Source organism: Thermochromatium tepidum ATCC 43061 (assembly GCF_009664085.1).
In the GTDB taxonomy this organism is placed as follows: Bacteria; Pseudomonadota; Gammaproteobacteria; order Chromatiales; family Chromatiaceae; genus Thermochromatium; species Thermochromatium tepidum.
In genome coordinates this window covers 5,001-25,405 of sequence record NZ_CP039268.1, presented here as the reverse complement: position 1 = coordinate 25,405, position 20,405 = coordinate 5,001, and the positions used below count along the sequence as shown (strand labels likewise).

The 20,405-nt window shown below is 62.4% G+C and carries 18 protein-coding genes and 2 rRNA genes (1 of these 20 only partly in view); 15 read left to right on the top strand and 5 right to left on the bottom strand.

Annotated features, from left to right (window positions below):
* Positions 1–107: 107 nt before the first annotated feature.
* From E6P07_RS00120 to map, 3 genes are read right to left on the bottom strand one after another with little or no spacing between them, the layout of a single operon-like run.
* Positions 108–635 (bottom strand): hypothetical protein, encoded by a 528-nt coding sequence (locus tag E6P07_RS00120; protein WP_153973737.1) that lies wholly within the window; start codon positions 633–635, stop codon positions 108–110.
* Positions 604–3,249, bottom strand: a complete 2,646-nt coding sequence (gene glnD, locus E6P07_RS00115; RefSeq protein WP_153973736.1) for a [protein-PII] uridylyltransferase — start codon at positions 3,247–3,249, stop codon at positions 604–606. The genes E6P07_RS00120 and glnD overlap by 32 nt, the downstream gene beginning before the upstream one ends.
* Positions 3,246–4,028 (bottom strand): type I methionyl aminopeptidase, encoded by a 783-nt coding sequence (gene map, locus E6P07_RS00110; protein WP_153976095.1) that lies wholly within the window; start codon positions 4,026–4,028, stop codon positions 3,246–3,248. Before map ends, glnD begins: the two co-directional genes overlap by 4 nt.
* A 362-nt stretch (positions 4,029–4,390) precedes the next feature.
* Between map and rpsB the strand changes: the two genes are divergently transcribed.
* The 15 genes from rpsB (at position 4,391) to rnhB (ending at position 18,959) form a co-directional block, all read left to right on the top strand.
* Positions 4,391–5,119 carry a 30S ribosomal protein S2 gene (gene rpsB, locus E6P07_RS00105; RefSeq protein ID WP_211363176.1) on the top strand — a complete coding sequence of 243 codons (729 nt, stop codon included), beginning with the start codon at positions 4,391–4,393 and terminating at the stop codon, positions 5,117–5,119.
* Positions 5,120–5,261: 142 nt separating this feature from the next.
* Entirely contained in the window at positions 5,262–6,143 is an 882-nt protein-coding gene (gene tsf / locus E6P07_RS00100) for a translation elongation factor Ts (RefSeq protein WP_153973734.1), read from the top strand.
* A 69-nt stretch (positions 6,144–6,212) separates the two neighbouring features.
* Positions 6,213–6,935, top strand: coding sequence for a UMP kinase (gene pyrH / locus E6P07_RS00095; protein WP_153973733.1), 723 nt, complete (start codon positions 6,213–6,215; stop codon positions 6,933–6,935).
* Positions 6,936–6,939: 4 nt separating this feature from the next.
* Positions 6,940–7,497, top strand: a complete 558-nt coding sequence (gene frr / locus E6P07_RS00090) for a ribosome recycling factor (protein WP_153973732.1) — start codon at positions 6,940–6,942, stop codon at positions 7,495–7,497.
* A gap of 33 nt (positions 7,498–7,530) precedes the next feature.
* Complete coding sequence (uppS, locus tag E6P07_RS00085; RefSeq protein ID WP_281346820.1) at positions 7,531–8,307, top strand: polyprenyl diphosphate synthase; 777 nt, start codon at positions 7,531–7,533, stop codon at positions 8,305–8,307.
* The gene (locus E6P07_RS00080; protein ID WP_170286773.1) at positions 8,291–9,136 is read left to right on the top strand and encodes a phosphatidate cytidylyltransferase; all 846 of its coding nucleotides are present in this window, start codon (positions 8,291–8,293) and stop codon (positions 9,134–9,136) included. Before uppS ends, E6P07_RS00080 begins: the two co-directional genes overlap by 17 nt.
* Before the next feature lie 13 nt (positions 9,137–9,149).
* A complete protein-coding gene (gene ispC / locus E6P07_RS00075; protein WP_153973730.1) occupies positions 9,150–10,337 on the top strand; it encodes a 1-deoxy-D-xylulose-5-phosphate reductoisomerase in 1,188 nt (395 codons plus the stop codon).
* An 83-nt stretch (positions 10,338–10,420) separates the two neighbouring features.
* Positions 10,421–11,791 (top strand): RIP metalloprotease RseP, encoded by a 1,371-nt coding sequence (gene rseP / locus E6P07_RS00070; RefSeq protein WP_153973729.1) that lies wholly within the window; start codon positions 10,421–10,423, stop codon positions 11,789–11,791.
* A 79-nt stretch (positions 11,792–11,870) separates the two neighbouring features.
* Positions 11,871–14,201: an outer membrane protein assembly factor BamA gene (gene bamA, locus E6P07_RS00065; RefSeq protein ID WP_153973728.1), complete on the top strand. Its 2,331-nt coding sequence runs from the start codon at positions 11,871–11,873 to the stop codon at positions 14,199–14,201.
* A 39-nt stretch (positions 14,202–14,240) separates the two neighbouring features.
* The gene (locus E6P07_RS00060; protein WP_153976093.1) at positions 14,241–14,774 is read left to right on the top strand and encodes an OmpH/Skp family outer membrane protein; all 534 of its coding nucleotides are present in this window, start codon (positions 14,241–14,243) and stop codon (positions 14,772–14,774) included.
* 42 nt (positions 14,775–14,816) lie between these two features.
* Positions 14,817–15,863 carry a UDP-3-O-(3-hydroxymyristoyl)glucosamine N-acyltransferase gene (lpxD, locus tag E6P07_RS00055; protein WP_153973727.1) on the top strand — a complete coding sequence of 349 codons (1,047 nt, stop codon included), beginning with the start codon at positions 14,817–14,819 and terminating at the stop codon, positions 15,861–15,863.
* Entirely contained in the window at positions 15,863–16,375 is a 513-nt protein-coding gene (gene fabZ, locus E6P07_RS00050) for a 3-hydroxyacyl-ACP dehydratase FabZ (RefSeq protein WP_153973726.1), read from the top strand. The genes lpxD and fabZ overlap by 1 nt, the downstream gene beginning before the upstream one ends.
* Complete coding sequence (gene lpxA / locus E6P07_RS00045) at positions 16,372–17,142, top strand: acyl-ACP--UDP-N-acetylglucosamine O-acyltransferase (protein WP_153973725.1); 771 nt, start codon at positions 16,372–16,374, stop codon at positions 17,140–17,142. The genes fabZ and lpxA overlap by 4 nt, the downstream gene beginning before the upstream one ends.
* Before the next feature lie 5 nt (positions 17,143–17,147).
* On the top strand, positions 17,148–18,329 hold the full coding sequence (lpxB, locus tag E6P07_RS00040) for a lipid-A-disaccharide synthase (protein ID WP_153973724.1): 1,182 nt from the start codon (positions 17,148–17,150) through the stop codon (positions 18,327–18,329).
* 60 nt (positions 18,330–18,389) lie between these two features.
* On the top strand, positions 18,390–18,959 hold the full coding sequence (rnhB, locus tag E6P07_RS00035; protein ID WP_153973723.1) for a ribonuclease HII: 570 nt from the start codon (positions 18,390–18,392) through the stop codon (positions 18,957–18,959).
* Between the two features lie 54 nt (positions 18,960–19,013).
* Here rnhB and rrf read toward each other — a convergent pair.
* Both rrf and E6P07_RS00025 read right to left on the bottom strand, forming a co-directional pair.
* A 5S ribosomal RNA gene (gene rrf, locus E6P07_RS00030) occupies positions 19,014–19,129 on the bottom strand.
* Between the two features lie 78 nt (positions 19,130–19,207).
* Positions 19,208–20,405: ribosomal RNA gene (locus E6P07_RS00025) — 23S ribosomal RNA — on the bottom strand; it runs 1,694 nt beyond the window's last position.

Sequence of the window (20,405 nt, the reverse complement as noted above, 5' to 3'; positions counted from 1 at the left end):
ACTCCATCTCGATGTCGATGGAGTGGATTCTAAGACGGTCCAGGGATTTTTGATTTGACCTGGAGCAGGTATTTTAGCATTTAATCGAGTCGTGATATCTCGATGGTCTAGTAACCGCGAAAATACCAGAGATTGTCCCAGCCCGGCGGTGAGACGGGTGGCGGCCCGGGCGGCAACAGAGGTTCTGACCGTCCGGAGACCTCGGATCCATCCTCGGGGAAAGGAAGAAGCGGTCCCCAGACCTCAGGTCCGAGTCGACGAAAGACCTCGAGATCCTGATCGATGCGCTCCTGACGCTCAGCGCGACGGCGGCGCAGATCCTCTTCCCAGTTCTCTTGCTGTATGGCCCCACGCGGATGAAGGAGACGGTGGCGTTGTTCATGCTGCTCACGTACCGCCGACCGTCGCGCCTCCCAGGCCTCACGCTGGGCGCGCACCTCGTCGAGCCAGGATGATACCTGATTGGGTTGAATCTCGCCTGTCAACGCCGGATTAGGCCCCCGGGCCGCCGGCTCAGCGAATGCGCTTTCGACACCCAGCAGCAGTCCGCCGCACAGCAGACAGACCGCTGCCGAAGCGCGACCGCCTCCGAGCCGCATCGCTTCAAACGGAATGGGACGCTTCGAGTCGATCATGGATCTCGCGCCTCAGGCAGGACAGCACCTGTTCGCAGGTGATGGGCGTCTCCTCGGCGGTGGTGATGAAGAAGACATCGTCGACCTCGGCGCCGACGGTGGCGATCTTGGCGTTCTGCAGCCGGATACCGCACTGCTCGAATACGGCCCCGACCTCGGCCAGCAGCCCCGGACGGTCGAGGGTCGTCAGACGCATGATGGTACGCTGGTTGGGCTCGTCGACGGAAAAACAGACCCGCGTCTCGATCGGAAAATGTCGGTGCCGGCGCGAAGGCGTGCGCGTGACCTGAATCCGGGCCTGACTCGGCTCAGTGAGACGCGCGGCGAGCTGCTCGCGCACCTCGCTGAGTCGGGCGGGATTGTTGAGCAGGGTGCCGCCCTGATCGAGCACCTGATAGCTGTTGACCACCATGCCATCGCTGGTGGTCATGACACGCGCATCCATGACGCTCAGACCCATCTGATCGAGTGCGGCCGTGGTACGGGCGAACAGATTGTCGCGATTGCGCGAGTAGATGAAGATCTCGCTGCCACCGCGCGCTGTGATCGGGCGGATGTCGACCACTGGCCGGTCCACAGCGCCGGCCTCCAAAATGCGTCTGGTCTGCCAAGCGATCTCGTCGGGTGAATTGTAAATAAAAAAGTCGTGGTTGAAACGCTGCCAAAGTGCCTGACAGGCGTCCGCTTTGATACCATGGCGCGCCACTAGCCGCAGACTCTCGGCCTGCTTTTGGGCGATGAGCTCGTCCTGGGCCTGGGGGTTGTCGAGTCCACGCAGCAGGGCGCGCCTGGCGCTGTAGTAGAGCTCGCGCAGCAGGGCATCGAGCCAGCTGTTCCAGCGTCCCGGATTGGTGGCCCGTGCATCGGCCACGGTCAGTAGATAGAGATAATCGAGCCGGGTCTGATCGCCGATCAGGGCGGCGAAGGACTGGATGACCTCCGGATCGCTGATGTCCTTGCGCTGGGCGGTCATGGACATCACCAGATGGTGCTCGACCAGCCAGGACACCAAGCGACTGTCGAAGTCGCTCAGACCATGGTGCCGACAGAAGTCCCAGGCCTCGCGCGCGCCCAGGAGCGAGTGATCGCCGCTCCGGCCCTTGGCGATGTCATGAAAGAGTCCAGCCAGATAGAGCAGTTCCAATTTGGGGATGCGCCGTGCCAGGGCACTACAGAGCGGCAGCTCTTCATCGTACTCGGGGATGACGAAACGGCGCAGATTGCGGATCAGCATCAGGGTGTGCTCATCGACCGTATAGACATGCAATAGGTCGTACTGCATCCGCCCGACGATGTTGGCGAAGGCCGGGATATAGGCCGGTAACACCCCGTAACGACTCATGCGGCGCAGGGCATGGGTGAGCCCGGAGGGCTCGCGCAGGATCTCCATGAACAGACTCCGTGCCCGGAGATCGGCCCGAAAGGCGTCGTCGATGCGATGGCGGTTCTCGCGGATCAGGCGGATGGTGCTCGCGCGTACCCCTTGCAGCTCGGGATGGGTCTGGAGGATGTGAAAGACCTCCAGCAAGGCGATCGGGGTGCGCTGAAACACGCTCGGCGAGGTGACCTCCAGATAGCCGCAACGTGACTGGAAACGCTTGTTGATCGGCACCGGCGGGCCGAGATCGTCGTGCAGCCGGATCGCCTCGCCGAAGAGCTGCAACAGCATCTCATTGAGCTGGTTGAGCTCCTGGACGGTGCGGTAGTACTGCTGCATGAACTGCTCGACGGCCAGATTGTTCTCGCCGTCGCTGAAACCGAACTGACGCGCCAGGGTAAGCTGATGATCGAACAGCAGCCGGTCTTCATGCCGTCCAGCCAAGCGGTGGAGGGCAAAGCGGATGCGCCATAGCAGGGTCTGGCCATCGATCAGGGTCTGATGCTCGGATTCGGTCAGGAAGCCGTGGTCGACCAGCTCGTGTAGGGTCTCGGCACCGAAATGCCGCTTGGCCACCCAGGCGATCGTCTGGATATCCCTGAGTCCGCCGGGGTTTTCCTTGATGTTGGGTTCAAGGTTGTAGGCGGTGTCGCCATACTTGAGCCAGCGTGCACGCTGCTCTTGGGTCTTGGCGGCGAAGAAGCGCTCGCTGTCCCAGAGACGATCGGGCCCGGTGGCCACGCGCATCTGCTGAAACAGCGTCTCTGAGCCGGCCAGCCAGCGCGCCTCGAGCAGATTGGTCATGATCGTGACGTCGTCTGCGGCCGCGCGCGCACACTCCTCGACGGTGCGGACACTGTGACCGATCTCCAGTCCGAGATCCCACAGCAGTGTCAACAGGTGTTCGATGGACTCGATCAGCGATGGTGCAGACGCGTCCTCGATCAGGATCAGGATGTCGATGTCAGAGGCCGGATGGAGCTCGCGTCGTCCATAGCCGCCGACCGCCACGAGCGCCGCCGCGGAGGATTCGCTCAGATGCAGGGTCCAGACATCACGCAAGACGGCGTCGATGAGTTCGCTCAGCTCACGGACCAGGCAAGTCACCGGGACGCCCTCGTCATAGCGACGATAGAGTCTTTCCTTGCCTGTCTTCAACCGCTCCTTAAAAAAGTGCAGCGAGTCTGACGGCAAGCGCCGTGGCTCGACCGGCACTTGGGCGGCGCACTGGGTCATGAGGTCGCCCGTGCCGCGCGCTCGGCGGCGCCCAGGGTCAGGATCTCGTGGCCCGTCTCCGTGACCAGTACGGTGTGCTCCCACTGGGCCGACAGACTGCGATCCTTGGTGACGACGGTCCAGCCGTCCGGCAGGACCTTGATGAAGCGTTTGCCGGCATTGACCATGGGTTCAATGGTAAAGCACATCCCCGGTTTGAGCCGCAATCCCTCTCCGGGCTTGCCATAATGCAGTACCTGGGGGTCTTCGTGGAATTCCTCACCGATACCATGTCCGCAATATTCGCGCACCACCGAATAGCCCTGGGACTCGACAAAGCGCTGAATGGCGTACCCGATGTCGCCGAGCGTGGCCTCCGGCCTGACGGCAGCGATTCCGAGCATCATCGCCTGCTGCGTGACGGTCACCAGCCGACGCGCCAGAATGGACGGCTCGCCGACGAAGAACATCCGGCTGGTGTCGCCGTGATAGCCGTTTTTGATGACGGTGACGTCGATATTGATGATATCGCCCTTCTTGAGACGCTTATTGCTTGGGATACCGTGACAGACTTGATGGTTGACCGAGGTGCAGATCGACTTTGGGAAACCGCGATAGTCGAGCGGGGCCGGGATGGCGCCCTGATAATCGACGATGTAGTCGTGACAGATCCGATCGAGCTCCTCGGTGGTGACTCCGGGTTGGACATGGGGCTCGATCATATCGAGCACATCAGCGGCCAGACGTCCGGCGAGACGCATCTTCTCGATCGCCTCGGGGGTCTTGATCCGTACATTCATCTTGCGATTGGAAGCATCCACGGTCTTTGGTGTGACGTTCGGGTATTTGCCCATGTGTAACGGTCTATGGTATAAGGGGCAGCGCCCTGTCGCAATCGACAACCAGCCACCCTCCATTCAGGGTGGGGGCGTGCGACAGTGACACCAAGGCGGAACTTCTAGTTTCCCCTCTTTAATTTGTTTGAGCCTTCGGCCAGGCCCGTCTGTCTTGATCGCAAAGATCGATAGACGCCCTGATCCATCCACACACGCGCCGTCACAGATGACTGGGTGCCCATTGACGCGGGTTGTCGCCTGGGGTGCGTGGAGGTCCAACCCAATCATTATCCTTAAGGAAGCCAAAGATCGTGAGCAACGTCACCATGCGCCAGATGCTGGAGGCCGGCGTCCATTTCGGCCACCAGACCCGTTACTGGAACCCCAAGATGGGGGCCTTTATCTTCGGGCAGCGCAACAAGATTCACATCATCAACCTCGAAAAGACCCTGCCGCTCTACCAGGAGGCCGTGAATTTCATGGGCACCTTGGCGGCCAACGGCGGCAAGATCCTCTTCGTCGGCACCAAGCGCGCCGCGCGTGACGCCATCCGGGAAGAGGCCGAGCGTTGTGGCATGCCCTATGTCAACCATCGCTGGCTTGGCGGCATGCTCACCAACTTCAAGACCATCCGTCAGTCGGTCAAGCGTCTGAAAGACCTGGAGGCCATGTTCGAGAGCGGTACCATCGAGCGTTTCAACAAGAAGGAAGCCCTAGGTCTGGCGCGCGAGCGCGACAAGCTCGAGCTGAGTCTCGGTGGGATCAAGGACATGGATGCCCTGCCGGACGCCATGTTCGTCATCGACGTCGGTCACGAGAAGATCGCCGTGAGCGAGGCCAATAAGCTTGGCATCCCCGTCGTCGGCGTGGTCGACACCAACAACGACCCGAGCAATGTCGACTATGTCATCCCCGGCAACGACGATGCCATCCGCGCCGTGCGGCTTTATATCGCCGGTGCCGCCGACGCCATCCTCGATGGGCGCAATACCGCCGCCGCCATGGTGGGCCGTGGTTCGGACGTCATCCAGGACCAGGCTCAGGTCGAGGCGTGATCGCCCGCGCGCCTCGCCCCGAGCAGACGGGGTGCGCCGCCCGTCTCAGCCGATCCAGTTCTTCAGAGACGCCGCTCGATGCGGCGACTCTTCATATCCGAATTCAAGCAGACCCCAAGTGGGTCGACGAGGTGTTCTAGTCATGGCGATTACAGCCGCATTGGTCAAGGAACTACGCGAACGCACCGGCGCTGGCATGATGGAGTGCAAGGCCGCGCTCGTGGAAGCCAATGGAGACATCGAGGCCGCCATCGAGGCCATGCGCAAGTCCGGTCAGGCGAAGGCCGCCAAGAAGTCCGGACGCACTACCGCCGAGGGCGTGGTCATGATCCGGATTGCCGAAGACGGCAAACAGGGCGTCATGGTCGAGATCAACTGCGAGACCGACTTCGTGGCCAAGGACTCCAACTTTCTGGCCTTCGCCGAGGCCGTCACCGTTGCCGCGCTCAGCAGCGGCGTAGCCGATGCCGAGGCACTGGCCAGCCAGACCCTGGCCGACGGTAATACCGTCGATGCCGCCCGTGAGGCCCTGATCGCCAAGATCGGTGAGAACATCCAGGTGCGTCGTCTGGTGCGCTTCGACGGCGCCGAGGGTGTGCTCTACAGCTATCGTCATGGTGTGCGCATCGGTGTGCTGGTCGAGCTGGTCGCCGGCGACGAGACGCTCGGTCGCGACATCGCCATGCACATCGCCGCCAGCAACCCGATGTGCATCAGCGCCGATCAGGTGCCGGCCGCGACCCTGGACAAGGAGCGCGAGATCTTCAGGGCCCAGGCGCTCGGCAGCGGCAAGCCCGAGGCGATCGTCGAGAAGATGATCGAGGGCCGGGTGCGCAAGTTCCTGGAAGAAGTCACCCTGCTCGGTCAGCCCTTTGTCAAGAACCCCGACCAGACCGTCGCCCAGCTGCTCAAGCAGGCCGGCGCTGAGGTGCGTCGCTTCATGCGCCTGGAGGTCGGCGAGGGGATCGAGAAGAAGGTCGAGAACTTCGCCGAAGAGGTCATGGCGCAGGTTCGCGGCAGCTGAGCCGTTACGGTATCCTGCCGCCCATCCGATCACATCACCACGAGTCACATCACCACGAGGCCCGCGGCCATGACCGCTCCTGCGTATCGACGCATCCTGCTCAAACTCAGTGGCGAGGCGCTGATGGGCGCGGGCGACCATGGTATCGATCCGGACGTCCTGGAACGGCTCGCGGGCGATATCCGCGACCTGATCGCTTCAGGTGTCCAGGTTGCGCTCGTGATTGGGGGCGGCAACATCTTTCGCGGTGCCGGGTTGGCGGCGCGCGGCCTAGATCGGGTCACGGGCGATCAGATCGGGATGCTCGCCACGGTGATGAACGCCCTGGCCATGCGCGACATGCTCGAGCGGATGTCGGTGCCGACGCGCGTGATGTCGGCGCTGCCGATCGATCGGGTCTGCGAGGACTACAACCACCTTCGCGCCGTGCGTCATCTGGAGCTGGGGCGCGTGGTGATCTTTGCCGGCGGTACCGGCAATCCCTTCTTCACCACCGACTCGGCGGCCGGTCTGCGGGCCATCGAGATTGGGGCTGACCTGCTGATCAAGGCCACCAAGGTCGATGGGGTCTATTCCGCCGATCCGGTGAAGGATCCGAACGCCATCTTCTACCCCCGACTCAGCTATGATCAGGCCCTACGCGAGGGGCTTGGGGTGATGGACGCCACCGCGATCGTGCTGTGCCGCGATCACGCCATGCCCCTGCGGGTCATGAACATCAACGAACCGAACGCCCTGTCCCGTCTCATGGCCGGCGAGGACGTCGGTTCACTGGTCGTAAGCGGAAACTGACATCATGATCGACGATATCAAGCAAGACACCGCTGAGCGTATGGCCAAGACCGTCGAGGCGCTCACCCACGAACTGGCCAAGATTCGCACCGGACGCGCCCACCCCTCGCTGCTCGACCACATCCTGGTCTCTTACTATGGGCAGGAGGTACCGATCCGCCAGGTCGCCAACATCAACGCCGAGGATGCGCGCACCCTGCTGGTCACACCCTGGGAGCGCAACATGGTCCAGGCGGTCGAAAAGGCGATCATACAGTCCGATCTCGGGCTCAACCCCAACACCGCAGGGACTGCCATCCGTGTGCCCATGCCGCCCCTGACCGAGGAGCGCCGGCGCGATCTGATCAAGATTGCGCGCCACGAGGCCGAACAGGCGCGCGTGGCGGTACGCAACATCCGCCGCGACGCCAATCAGACCCTCAAGGATCTCGTCAAGGAGAAGGAGATCTCCGAAGACGACGAACGTCGCGGCCAGGAGATCGTGCAGAGGCTCACCGATCAGTACATCAAGGAAATCGACGCCGTGTTGGCCGAGAAGGAACAGGACCTGATGTCCATCTAAGGCTTGCGCGTCAAGACCCTATCCGAATTCATCGTGGAAACCGATTCAGACATCGCCCTTTCGCGGCTGCCACGGCATGTCGCCATTATCATGGATGGCAACGGCCGTTGGGCCAGGCAGCGCGGGTTGCCGCGCACGGCCGGCCATCGCGAGGGTGTCAAGAGTGTGCGCGCCGTGGTCGAGGAGAGCGTGCGCCGAGGCATCGAGGTCGTGACACTGTTTGCGTTCAGCAGTGAGAACTGGCGTCGACCGCGCGTTGAGGTCAATGTGCTCATGGAGCTCTTTATGAGCGCGCTACGCACCGAGGCCAGGCGGCTACACGAAAACGGGATCCGGTTGCGCATCCTCGGCGAGCGGAGCGCCTTTCCCGAGAAGCTCCAGCGCCGCATCGCCGAGGTCGAGGCACTGACGGCCCAAAACACCCGGCTCTATCTCCAGGTCGCTGCTAATTACGGTGGACGCTGGGACATCGTCCAGGCGGCGCGGCGGCTGGCGCTCGAGGTCCAGGCTGGACGGCTCGATCCGAGTCAAATCGACGAACACTGCCTGGCCGAGCGTCTGTCATTCGCCGACCTGCCCGAACCGGATCTCTTCATCCGTACCGGCGGTGAGCAGCGTCTGAGCAACTTCATCCTCTGGCAGTCGGCCTATTCCGAGCTGTATTTTTCGCACCTGTTCTGGCCGGACTTCGATGCCGCGGCCTATGGCGAGGCACTCGACGACTATGCCCGGCGTCAGCGTCGCTTCGGGCTCACCGGCGAGCAAGTCGAGGACAGACGCCTGACCCTGGTCGATGCCTGTGTCGGATAGCTCCTCGCCTGTTGCCAACAATCTGCGACACCGCACCCAGACCGTGCTCTGGCTCGTGCCGCTCGTGGTTGGGATCGTGTTGTTGCCCAACTGGGCCTTCGCGCTCTTTCTGAGTTTCGCAATGCTCGTCGCCGCTTGGGAGTGGTGCGTTCTGGCCGGTCTCCGCGAACCGGCCGGGCGCCGCTTCTATCTGGCATTCATCGCCGCCGTATTGGCGGCTCTCTGGCACTGGTCCGCCTTGAGTTGGCCACTGCTGTTGCTGGCCAGCCTGATCTGGTGGATCGTACAGAGTCTGATCATTCCCCGTATCCAGCACGTCGAGTTTGTCGAGGGACTGCGTCCCTGGTTGCTGGTCACCGGATTGCTGATCCTGACCTCGACCTGGGCAGCCCTGTTGAGTCTGCACCGGATCGAATCCCGTGGCCCTGGTCTGGTGCTATCGCTCCTGATCCTGATCGCGACGGTCGATTCAGTTGCCTATTTCAGTGGGCAACGTTGGGGTCGGACCAAGCTCGCCCCCGCGCTCAGCCCGGGTAAGACCTGGGCCGGTGTCCAGGGCGCCCTGATCGGGGCCGCGCTGGTCGGTGTGCTGATCGCCGTCTGGCTTGGTCTGGCGCCGCTTGGTGCCTTGGCCGTCGTGATGCTGTGTCTCTTGGTCGCCATGCTGTCGATCATCGGCGATCTCTACGAGAGCCTGCTCAAACGCCAGCGCCGATTGAAGGACGTCAGCCAACTCTTGCCCGGCCATGGCGGTCTGCTCGATCGTATCGACAGCCTGACGGCGGCTGCCCCACTCTATTCCCTGGGCATGACCTGGGCCCTGACCTGACTGGAGTAGCACTGTGATTGGCGTAACCGTACTTGGAGCCACGGGTTCCATCGGCGTCAGCACCCTGGACGTGCTGGCGCGTCATCCGGATCGTTTCTACGCGGTGGCCCTCACCGCCAACACCGACGCCGAACGTCTGGCCGAACAGTGTCGCCGCCATCGGCCCAAATACGCCGTGTTGGTCGATCCCAAGGCCGCACGGCGTCTCGAATCACTGCTGGCCGACCTGCCCGGGCGCCCCGAGATCCTCAGCGGCATTGCGGGGCTCGAACAGGTCTCGGCCCTGCCCGAGGTGGGCTATGTCATGGCGGCGATCGTCGGGGCGGCGGGTCTGCGCCCGACCCTGGCTGCCGCGCGCGCCGGCAAGCGCGTGTTGCTCGCCAACAAGGAGTCACTGGTCGTCGCCGGGGCGCTCTTGATGCAGGCGGTGGCCGACAGCGGCGCCGAACTGCTCCCGATCGACAGCGAGCACAATGCCATCTTCCAGTGTCTGCCGCCCAACTTCAGCGTCGGTCTGGAGCGGGTCGGGGTGAGGCGCATCCTGCTGACCGCCTCAGGCGGCCCCTTCCGCGACTGGCCACTGGAGCGTCTGTCTTCAGTCACCCCTGAGCAAGCCTGCGCCCATCCGACCTGGGACATGGGGCGCAAGATCTCGGTCGACTCGGCGACCATGATGAACAAGGGGCTCGAAGTGATCGAGGCCTGCTGGCTGTTCGGCACGGATCCGGACCACATCCAGGTCGTGGTGCATCCGCAGAGCGTCATCCACTCGCTGGTCCAGTACGAGGACGGCTCGGTCCTGGCGCAGCTCGGCAACCCCGACATGCGCACTCCGATCGCGCATGCGATGGGCTGGCCCGAGCGGATCGATTCGGGTGTGATGCCGCTTGATCTGTTTGCCGTGGCCCGTCTGGATTTCCAGGCGCCGGACTTCGCGCGCTTCCCCTGTCTGCGCCTGGCCTTCGAGTCGGCACGGGTCGGCGGTACGGCGCCAGTCGTGCTCAACGCGGCCAATGAGATCGCGGTCGCGGCCTTCCTCGATCGGCGCATCGACTTCCTAGACATCGCCGCCGTGGTCGAGGGGACGCTAGAGGCACTACCGTGCGAGTCGGTCGAGGGACAGGGGCTTGAATTCCTGCTCGAGGTCGATCGGCGCGCGCGCGAGCAGGCCGAACATTTGATCGAGGCGCGTCTCGGCTAACCCCAGGTTGCTGAGGTCTTAGCGCGTCCCCATCTTGAAATACCAGACCCAGTGTTCAGCGCATCCAAGGTTTTGCTCGACCCATGGACATCCCCTTCAGCCTCGCCTCCTTTCTGGTTGCCCTGGCAATCCTGATCACCGTGCATGAGTACGGTCACTTCTGGGCGGCCAAACGGCTCGGTGTCAAGGTGCTGCGTTTTTCCATCGGCTTCGGACGGCCGCTCCTCGCCTGGCGCCTCGGGGCCGACCGCACCGAATACGTCCTGGCCGCCATCCCGCTCGGCGGCTATGTCAAGATGCTCGACGAGCACGAGGCCGAAGCGCCGATCCCTGAGTCCGAACTCGATCGCGCCTTCAACCGCCAGGCGCTGTGGAAACGCTCGGCGATCGTGGTCGCAGGTCCGCTGTTCAACCTATTGTTTGCTGTGCTCGCCTACTGGGCGATCTTCATGGTCGGCGACACCGAACTTAGGCCCATCATCGGCACTGTGGAGCCCGCATCGGTCGCCGCCGAGGCTGGGTTTCGGCCCGGCGATGAACTGCTGGCCGTGGGCGAGCGTCCGATCCAGAGTTGGGAGAACGCCCTGCTTGCCCTGACGGTCGCCGCCATGGATGGAAACGACCTGATCGTCCAGGTGCGCGACGACACCGGTCAGGTCCGTGATCGGCTGATCCCGCGCGAATCCGTCGCCGGTCTGAGCGAGGAGCCGGATCTGTTGGCACGCCTCGGCGTCACACCAGACCGCCCGAGCCTCCCGGCCGTGATCGGCGAGATCCTGCCCGGCGAGCCCGCCGAACAGGCCGGCCTACAGATCGGCGATCGGGTGATTGCTGCCGATGGCCGGCCGATCGGCTCCTGGCGCGAGCTGGTGGAGCTGGTGCGCGAACGCCCCGAGATACCGATCATCCTTGATGTCGAGCGCCCGGACGTTGGGCTCCGGCAGATCAGACTCATCCCACGCGCTCTCGACGCCGATGGACGCAGGGTTGGACGCATCGGTGCCGGGGTCGAGGCGCGCGCGGATCTCATGGAAGACTATCTGGTGCGCGTCAGTCACGGCCCGATCGAGGCCCTGGGGCTGGCATTCGGTAAGACCTACGAGATGAGCGCCCTGATGCTGCGCGTCATGGGCCGGATGCTGATCGGCGAGGCCTCGATCCACAACCTGAGCGGCCCGATCAGTATCGCCGAGAACGCCGGACGCACTGCCAGCCAGGGTCTGAACGCCTTCGTCAAGTTCCTGGCCGTCGTCAGCATCAGTCTGGGCATCCTCAACCTGCTGCCGATCCCGGTGCTCGATGGTGGACACCTGATGTTCAATCTCATCGAATGGATCAAGGGCCGCCCGCTCTCCGAGGAGGCCATGATCCAGGGCCAGAAGGTTGGCTTTGTGTTGTTGGCCGTGCTCATGACCCTTGCCTTCTACGTTGACCTGTCGCGACTATTGGGCTAATCCGAGCCCATCCCTTATACTAGCGCGCCTTGGATGCCGGCCGCCCGGCACATCCGGCTTCAATTCAGGGGAAACCGTCTTGCGCGCTAAAACTCAGTCATTCCGCCATGGCGCCTGGCGAGCGCTCCTGCTCTGCGCCCTTGCCGCTGGCGCGCCTGGCACGGCCATCGCGGAGGTCTTCCAGGTCACCGACATCCGGGTCGAGGGCCTGCGCCGCATCGCCCCGGGCACAGTCTTCAACTATCTGCCGATCCAGGTCGGCGACACCGTCGGTGACGACGTGACGGGCGGCATCATCCGGGCACTCTATCAGACTGGATTCTTTGATGACGTGCGGGTTGAGCGCGACGGCAATGTGCTGGTCATCCAGGTCCGGGAACGACCGGCCATCGCCGAGATCAAGATCAGCGGCAACAAGGACATCGAGACCAAGGCGCTCGAGACCGCACTGGCCGACATCGGACTCAAAAAAGGCCGTGTCTTCAACCGCTCGGTGCTGGACCGCATTGAACAGGAACTGGAGCGGCAGTACTACGCACGCGGCAAGTACGGCGTGGTGGTGCAGTCGACCGTCTCGCCGCTGGAACGTAACCGGGTCGCAGTCAATATCGAGATCATCGAGGGGCTGACGGCGCGCATCAGACAGATCAACATCATCGGTAACAAGTCCTTCCCGGTCGAGGAATTGCGCAAGCAGTTTGATCTGGGACCGACACGTTGGAATTCCTTTTATACCAAGAACGACCAATACTCCAAGCAGAAGCTCGCCGCTGATTTGGAGTCGTTGCGTTCCTTCTATCTCGACCGCGGCTACATCAAGTTCGAAGTCAAGTCGACCCAGGTCTCGATCAGCGCCGACAAGAAGGACATCTATATCACAGTCACCATCGATGAAGGCCAGCCGTTCCGGATCAGCGACATCAAGCTCGCTGGCGCACCCGCGTTGCCGGCCGAACGGCTCTTTCCACTGATCCATCTCAAGCGAGGCGAGTTCTTCTCGCGCAAGCTCGTCACCGAGAGCGCCGAGCGCATCTCCAACCTGCTCGGTGACGAGGGCTATGCCTTCGCCAATGTCAACACCATCCCCGAGATCGACGAAGAGAAACACGAGGTCGCCGTCACCTTCTTCGTCGATGCCGGCAAGCGCGTCTATGTGCGCCGGGTCGAGATGCAGGGTAACACCCGCACCCGCGACGAGGTGCTGCGCCGCGAGATGCGCCAGCTCGAGACCGCCTGGTTCTCAGCCGATCTGGTACGCAAGTCGCGCGAACGCTTGCAGCGTCTGGGCTACTTCGAAGAGGTCGCGATCGAGACGCCGGCCGTTGCTGGGTCCTCCGATCAGGTCGACGTTAAGGTCAAGGTCAAAGAAAAACCCGCCGGCAATCTGGCCGCCGGTATCGGTTTCTCGCAGTCCGACGGCATCCTGCTCAATGCCAGCGTGACTCAGAACAATTTCCTCGGAACCGGCAAGCGCGTGGTGGTTGCCTTCAACAACAGCAGTTCGACCACCCTCTATCAGTTTGGTTACACCAATCCCTATTACACGGTCGATGGCATCAGCCGTGGTTTCAACCTCTCCTATCGCGAGACCGACTACGACGAGCTGGTCGGTGCCGATTACTCCACCGACGTCGGGGTCGCCGGGGTGAACTTCGGTCTGCCCATCACGGACAACAGCCGTGCCGGGCTGGGGTTTAACTATCAATACACCGATTTCACCGCTGGCGAGTCCGAGATCGCCCAGGCGTTCGCTGCCGACAACGGCAATACCTTCAACGACTTCTCGCTCATCGCCAGCTATACACGCGATACACGCGACAAGGCCATTTTTCCAACCCGCGGCTCTTTGCGCAGTCTCCAGGCTGAGGTGACGGTCCCCGGAAGCGATCTCAACTATTATCGGATCCGCTACGATGAGCAGCTCTACATCCCCCTGACCTCGCGCTATATCGTCGCGCTGAGTACCAATCTGGGCTATGGCGACAGCTATGGTGAGACCAACTACCTGCCCTTCTTCGAGAACTTCTATGCCGGTGGTCCGCGCTCGGTACGTGGCTGGAAGGCCAACACGCTCGGTCCGCGCGAGGTCGGCAGCGACGACCCCGTGGGCGGAAACCTCAAGCTCACTGGTAGTATCGAGTTCTTTGCCCCGGCCCCGGTCGGCGGGAAATTCGAGAAATCCCTGCGTCTGGGCGCCTTCCTGGACCTCGGCAACGTCTGGTCCACCTATGACTCGAATCTGCTGACCTACAGTGGCTTCGACCTCGGTGACCTGCGCTACTCGACCGGCATCTCACTGACCTGGCTCTCGCCGGTCGGGGCGCTGTCGATTAGCTTCGCCATTCCGCTCAATGAGAAGGACGGCGACAAGACCCAGGTCTTCCAGTTCGGATTCGGCCAGATCTTCTAGCCCATGGAGGTGTCCGTGAAGACACTAACCCGGACGTTCATGGCGACCACACTCCTTGGTGTCGCGACCCAACCTGTGCTGTCTGCCGACTCAGACTATCGCATCGCCGTAGTCGATCCCAATCGTGTCGTGGAGCAGTCGCCCCAATACGAGGCCGCGCGCGATGCGCTCCAGCGCGAGATCGAGGAGCGCGAGCGCGATCTGCGCGAACAGCAGGAACAAATCGCGGCCCTGCAACGCCAGCTCGAACGCGACGGACCACTGATGAGCGAGAGTGAGATCCAGCGACTCCAGAATGACATCCGCAGTCGCACGCGCAAGGTCAAATATGCGCGCGATGAGTTTCAGGACTATTTCGCGTTGCGCCAGAACGAGCTGCGAACCAAACTCAGCCGCCAGGTCCAAGAAGTCGTTGTCGAGCTGGCCAAGGAACAAAAGATCGACCTGATCCTGAGCGAAGGTCTGGTCTATTCCAATCCTCGGATCGACATCTCAGATCTAGTGATTGAGCGGCTCAAGCAGGAGTTCGAGAAGAACTCCGGGCCGCGTGCCGACACCTCGGCTCCGCGCTAGATACCGTCGGTGCCGTTTCCTCCGGTTTTGGAGACCCAACCCATGCAGATCTCTCTCGGTGAACTCGCCGCGCGGCTCGCTGTGCCCCTGCGTGGCGACGGCGGGGTCATGGTCGATCATATCGCCCCACTCGACAACGCCGGACCCGGTAGCCTGAGCTTTCTTGGTGACCCGGCCTATCGTGTCCATCTGGCCGGGACACATGCCTCGGCCGTGATCCTCAAGGAGTCCGACGCGGCCGATGCCCGAGTGCCTGTGCTGCTCAGCGAGAACCCTTATCTGACCTTCGCGCGCGCGGCGCGTCTGCTGCATCCGGAGCCGGAGGTCATCGGCGGTATCCATCCCTCCGCCGTGGTCGACCCGACCGCTTCGGTCGATCCGACCGCTTGGATCGGGCCGCTGACAGTCCTGGAGGCCGGCGTGGTGATCGGTCCACGTGTCTTCGTTGGCCCCGGCTGTATCCTGGGCGAAGGGGTCGAGGTCGGTGCCGATAGCCGCCTTACGGCGCGCGTGACACTCTGTTCAGGGACCCGGGTCGGGGCGCGCGCCCTGATTCATCCAGGGGCGGTGATCGGGCGTGAGGGTTTCGGCTTCGCGAAAGATGGCGAACGCTGGGTACGTATCCCCCAGATCGGGCGTGCTGTACTCGGCGACGATGTCGAGGTCGGCGCCAATACCTCGGTCGACCGCGGCACCATCGGCGATACGGTCATCGGCCACGGGGTCAAACTCGACAACCACATCCAGATCGGACACAACGTCGTCATTGGCGACCACACCGCTATGGCAGCCAACACCGGCATCTCCGGCTCGACCCGCATCGGCCGTCACTGCACCATCGCTGGAGCAGTCGGCGTGGCTGGACATCTAGAGATCGGCGACAACGTTCACTTCACCGGCATGGCCATGGTCACCCGGTCGTTCAAAGACCCTGGTGTCTATAGCAGCGGGATACCAGCCATGCCAAACACGGATTGGCGACGTAATGTGGTGCGTTTCAGACACCTGGATGATCTAGCGCGCCGAGTCAAGCAACTTGAAACCCTTATTACCAATATGAACGCAATACGCGAGCAGGAGGCATCCTAATGGATGGATCAGATCCGAATCCACAGACTTCCGATCAGTGCGCGGGTCGTTCGGAGGACGTCGTGACCACGATGGATATTCATAAGGTGCTAAGCCTTCTGCCACACCGCTATCCCTTTCTTCTGGTCGATCGGGTCATCGACTACAGGGTTAATGATTATCTGATCGCACTCAAGAATGTCACCTTCAACGAACCCTTTTTCATGGGCCACTTCCCGGTGCGCCCAGTCATGCCCGGTGTGCTGATCGTTGAGGCCCTGGCTCAGGCGACCGGACTCTTAGCCATGGCCTCGCGTCCGGACCTGATCGGTGAAAGGTCGCTCTATTACTTCGTCGGTATCGACCAGGCACGCTTCAAGCGTCCGGTTGAACCGGGCGATCAGCTCATCCTGGATGTGCGGTTAGGCCCAGTGCGCCGTGGGATCTGGAAGTTCGACGGCGAGGCGCGCGTCGACGACAAGCTGGTCGCGAGCGCCGAGATCATGTGCACGGCACGGGACTTCGAAGCTTGATCCACCCTACTGCCGTGGTCGATCCGTCTGCTGAGCTCGATTCCTCGGTCGAGGTTGGCCCCTTTGCCATCATCGGGGCCGGGGTCGAGATCGGCGCTGGCACCTGGATCGGACCCCATGCCGTGCTGCGCGGCCCGACCCGGATCGGGCGCGACAATCGCATCTTTCAGTTTGCCTCGGTCGGTGAGGACCCACAGGACAAGAAATACGGCGGTGAGCTGACCCGGCTGGAGATGGGCGATCGCAATCAGGTGCGCGAGTTCGCGACCCTGCATCGCGGCACAGTCCAAGACCAGGGCGTTACCCGGATCGGCGACGACAACCTATTCATGGCCTATACCCATGTCGCCCACGACTGTCGCATCGGGAACCAGGTGATCCTGGCCAATGCCGCCTCACTGGGCGGGCATGTCGAGATCCAGGACTGGGCCATCCTCGGCGGTTTTACCATCGTGCATCAATTCTGCCGCATCGGTGCGCACGCCTTCTGTGCCATGGGCTCGGTGCTGACACGCGACGTGCCACCCTATGTGGTGGTCGCCGGGCACCCCGCCGCACCGCATGGGATCAACACCGAGGGTTTGAAGCGGCGCGGCTTTTCGCCTGAGGTGATTCGGATCATCCGGCGCGCCTATCGCCTGCTCTATCTGGCCGATCTCAAGCTCGACGAGGCGCGCGCCCGGATCGCCGCCCTGGCCGCTTCGGTACCCGAACTCCAACCCTTGGTGGAGTTCATCGGCACGACCGGACGCGGGTTGGTGCGCTGACGGCGATGCACCCACTCGATCCAGCCATCCCCGGTCGCCCGATCTGCATTGGATTGGTGGCCAATGAACCCTCGGGCGACCTGCTCGGGGCGGCCTTGGCGCAGGCGATCCGCGCCCAGTATCCAGAGGTGTGCTTCATTGGCGTGGCCGGTCCACGGATGCGTGAGGTCGGCTGTGAGACCCTGTTCGACATGGAGCGGTTGTCGGTCATGGGCCTGACCGAGGTCCTGGCCCATCTGCCCGAACTGCTGCGTCTGCGCCGCCAGCTTCGGGAGCATTTCATCGCCCATCCGCCCGCGGTCTTCATCGGTGTCGATGGGCCCGATTTCAATCTGGGGCTGGAGCGCCGGCTGCGCGAACGCGGGATCAAGACCGTGCATCTGGTCAGTCCGACCGTTTGGGCCTGGCGCGCCGGGCGGGTCAAGTGGATCCGGCGTGCAGTCGACCGGATGCTGTGCATCTTTCCATTCGAGGAAGACTTCCTGCGCCGGCATGGCGTACCGGCGACCTATGTCGGTCATCCGCTGGCCGATGAGATTCCGCTCCAGGTCGATCGTGCCGAGGCGCGTGCGGCGCTTGGACTTTCGGTGGATGTGCCGGTCATCGCCCTGCTGCCTGGGAGCCGCGCTGGCGAGATGCGTCGGCTGGCGGCGCCCTTCATTGCTACGGCGCGGCGCTGTCTTCAGACGCGGCCCGAGCTGCGTTTCGTCGTGCCGCTGGTCAATGCGCGGCTGCGGGCGTTGTTCGAGGCCGAATTGCAGCGACTCGACCCCGGCTTGCCGATCACGCTGGTCGATGGCCGCAGCCGCGACGCCATCGCGGCCGCCGATGCCGTACTCACCGCCTCGGGGACCGCGACGCTGGAGACGCTGCTGCTCAAGCGCCCGATGGTCGTGGCCTATCGGCTACACCCTCTGACCTATTATCTGGTCAGGTGGCTGAAGCTGGTCAAGGTGCCCTATATCGCCATGGCCAATCTGCTCGCCGGACGCGCACTTGCACCCGAGTTCCTGCAAGGGGACTGTCGGCCCGAGCGTCTGGCCCCCGCCCTGCTCGCCTATCTGGACGATCCCGAGCGCGTTACCGAGATCCAGACCGAATATGATCGCATCCATCGTGAATTGCGGCGCGATGCCGCCGCGAACGCGGCACGGGCCGTCTTAGAGCTACTCGACATTCAGGCGTAAACGGTTATCAGCGTATTCAGCATTTTTGACTACTACGAAACGAGTAAAACATTGACCAGCATGGATTTGATCGCTGGCGTCGACGAAGCTGGGCGCGGCCCGCTCGCCGGTCCAGTGTGCGCGGCGGCGGTCATCCTCGATCCAGCGCGCCCGATCGTCGGCATCGGTGACTCCAAGAAACTCAGTCCCGCACGCCGCGAGCGCCTGGAGCCGCTGATCCGGGAACAGGCACTCGCCTGGTCGATCGCCTGGGCCAGTGTCGAGGAGATCGACCGACTCAATATCCTGCAGGCCACGCTGCTAGCCATGCGCCGTGCGGTCGAATCGCTCCGGCTCCGCCCGATCAAGGTGCTGATTGACGGCAATCGCTACCCGGAGCTGGACATCGCGGCCGAGGCCATCGTCGGCGGTGACGGCTTGGTGCCCGCCATCGGTGCGGCCTCCATCCTGGCCAAGGTCGCACGCGACCGCTTCATGGTCGAACTGGACGCCAAGTGCCCTGGCTATGGCTTCGCCAAACACAAGGGCTATCCAACCCGAGAGCATCTCGAGGCCATCGACCGGCTTGGTCCCTGTCGCTGGCACCGATACAGCTTCGCGCCGCTAGTGAATTTTGATCGGTGTGGTTAATGATGGGATAAAAAACACTGCCCCCTTTGGGGGCAGAGTGGCATGGGAAGGGGTCCCTGGCGGTGCCCTAGGTTCGCCTGGGGAGGCCCCAGACTAGGATCGGCGAAGGCTTGTTTCACGTCTGAGTTCGGGATGGGATCAGGTGGTTCCAAGTCTCTATGGCCGCCAGGGGAAGGGTGGGATCAGCGGTTGGGGGTCGCTGATCCGCGAAACGGTGAGTCTGTAAGGGAAACGGGCTTGGGTGTTATATGGTCAAGCCGCACGGTCAATTAGTACGGGTTAGCTGCACGTGTTGCCACGCTTCCACATCCCGCCTATCGACGTTGTCGTCTGCAACGGACCTTTAGAGGTCTTGAGTACCTTGGGAGATCTGATCTTGGGAGGGGCTTCCCGCTTAGATGCTTTCAGCGGTTATCCCGTCCGGACATAGCTACCCGGCACTGCCACTGGCGTGACAACCGGAACACCAGAGGTCCGTCCACTCCGGTCCTCTCGTACTAGGAGCAGCGTCCCGCAAATCTCCAACGCCCACGGCAGATAGGGACCGAACTGTCTCACGACGTTCTAAACCCAGCTCGCGTACCACTTTAAATGGCGAACAGCCATACCCTTGGGACCGACTTCAGCCCCAGGATGTGATGAGCCGACATCGAGGTGCCAAACACCGCCGTCGATATGAACTCTTGGGCGGTATCAGCCTGTTATCCCCGGAGTACCTTTTATCCGTTGAGCGATGGCCCTTCCATTCAGAACCACCGGATCACTATGACCTACTTTCGTACCTGCTCGACGTGTCGGTCTCGCAGTTAAGCACCCTTGTGCCATTACACTCAGCGGGTTGATTTCCGACCAACCTGAGGGTACCTTCGTGCTCCTCCGTTACCCTTTGGGAGGAGACCGCCCCAGTCAAACTACCCACCATGCACGGTCCCTGACCCGGATCACGGGTCGAGGTTAGAACGTCGAACAAACCAGGGTGGTATTTCAAGGTCGGCTCCACCCAAACTGGCGTTTGGGGTTCGCAGCCTCCCACCTATCCTACACAAGTCGGTTCAACGTCCAGTGCAAAGCTATAGTCAAGGTTCACGGGGTCTTTCCGTCTAGCCGCGGGAACTCGGCATCTTAACCGAGAATTCAATTTCACTGAGTCTCGGGTGGAGACAGTGCCGCCATCGTTACGCCATTCGTGCAGGTCGGAACTTACCCGACAAGGAATTTCGCTACCTTAGGACCGTTATAGTTACGGCCGCCGTTTACCGGGGCTTCGATCAAGAGCTTCTCCTCACGGATAACCCCATCACTTAACCTTCCGGCACCGGGCAGGCGTCACACCCTATACGTCCGCTTACGCGTTGGCAGAGTGCTGTGTTTTTAATAAACAGTCGCAGCGGCCTGGTCACTGCAACCTCTCTCGGCTCCAACCGCGCGGGTCTTCACCTACTCAGA

Bases quoted from the DNA above. Each gene is read 5' to 3' on its own strand.
- map (WP_153976095.1), bottom strand. From the start codon at position 4,028: ATGAATGTACGGATCAAGACCCCCGAGGCGATCGAGAAGATGCGTCTC.
- rseP (WP_153973729.1), top strand. From the start codon at position 10,421: ATGGACATCCCCTTCAGCCTCGCCTCCTTTCTGGTTGCCCTGGCAATC.
- frr (WP_153973732.1), top strand. From the start codon at position 6,940: ATGATCGACGATATCAAGCAAGACACCGCTGAGCGTATGGCCAAGACC.
- glnD (WP_153973736.1), bottom strand. From the start codon at position 3,249: ATGACCCAGTGCGCCGCCCAAGTGCCGGTCGAGCCACGGCGCTTGCCG.
- E6P07_RS00060 (WP_153976093.1), top strand. From the start codon at position 14,241: ATGGCGACCACACTCCTTGGTGTCGCGACCCAACCTGTGCTGTCTGCC.
- lpxB (WP_153973724.1), top strand. From the start codon at position 17,148: ATGCACCCACTCGATCCAGCCATCCCCGGTCGCCCGATCTGCATTGGA.
- rpsB (WP_211363176.1), top strand. From the start codon at position 4,391: ATGCGCCAGATGCTGGAGGCCGGCGTCCATTTCGGCCACCAGACCCGT.
- pyrH (WP_153973733.1), top strand. From the start codon at position 6,213: ATGACCGCTCCTGCGTATCGACGCATCCTGCTCAAACTCAGTGGCGAG.
- E6P07_RS00080 (WP_170286773.1), top strand. From the start codon at position 8,291: ATGCCTGTGTCGGATAGCTCCTCGCCTGTTGCCAACAATCTGCGACAC.
- tsf (WP_153973734.1), top strand. From the start codon at position 5,262: ATGGCGATTACAGCCGCATTGGTCAAGGAACTACGCGAACGCACCGGC.
- lpxD (WP_153973727.1), top strand. From the start codon at position 14,817: ATGCAGATCTCTCTCGGTGAACTCGCCGCGCGGCTCGCTGTGCCCCTG.
- rnhB (WP_153973723.1), top strand. From the start codon at position 18,390: ATGGATTTGATCGCTGGCGTCGACGAAGCTGGGCGCGGCCCGCTCGCC.
- fabZ (WP_153973726.1), top strand. From the start codon at position 15,863: ATGGATGGATCAGATCCGAATCCACAGACTTCCGATCAGTGCGCGGGT.
- E6P07_RS00120 (WP_153973737.1), bottom strand. From the start codon at position 635: ATGATCGACTCGAAGCGTCCCATTCCGTTTGAAGCGATGCGGCTCGGA.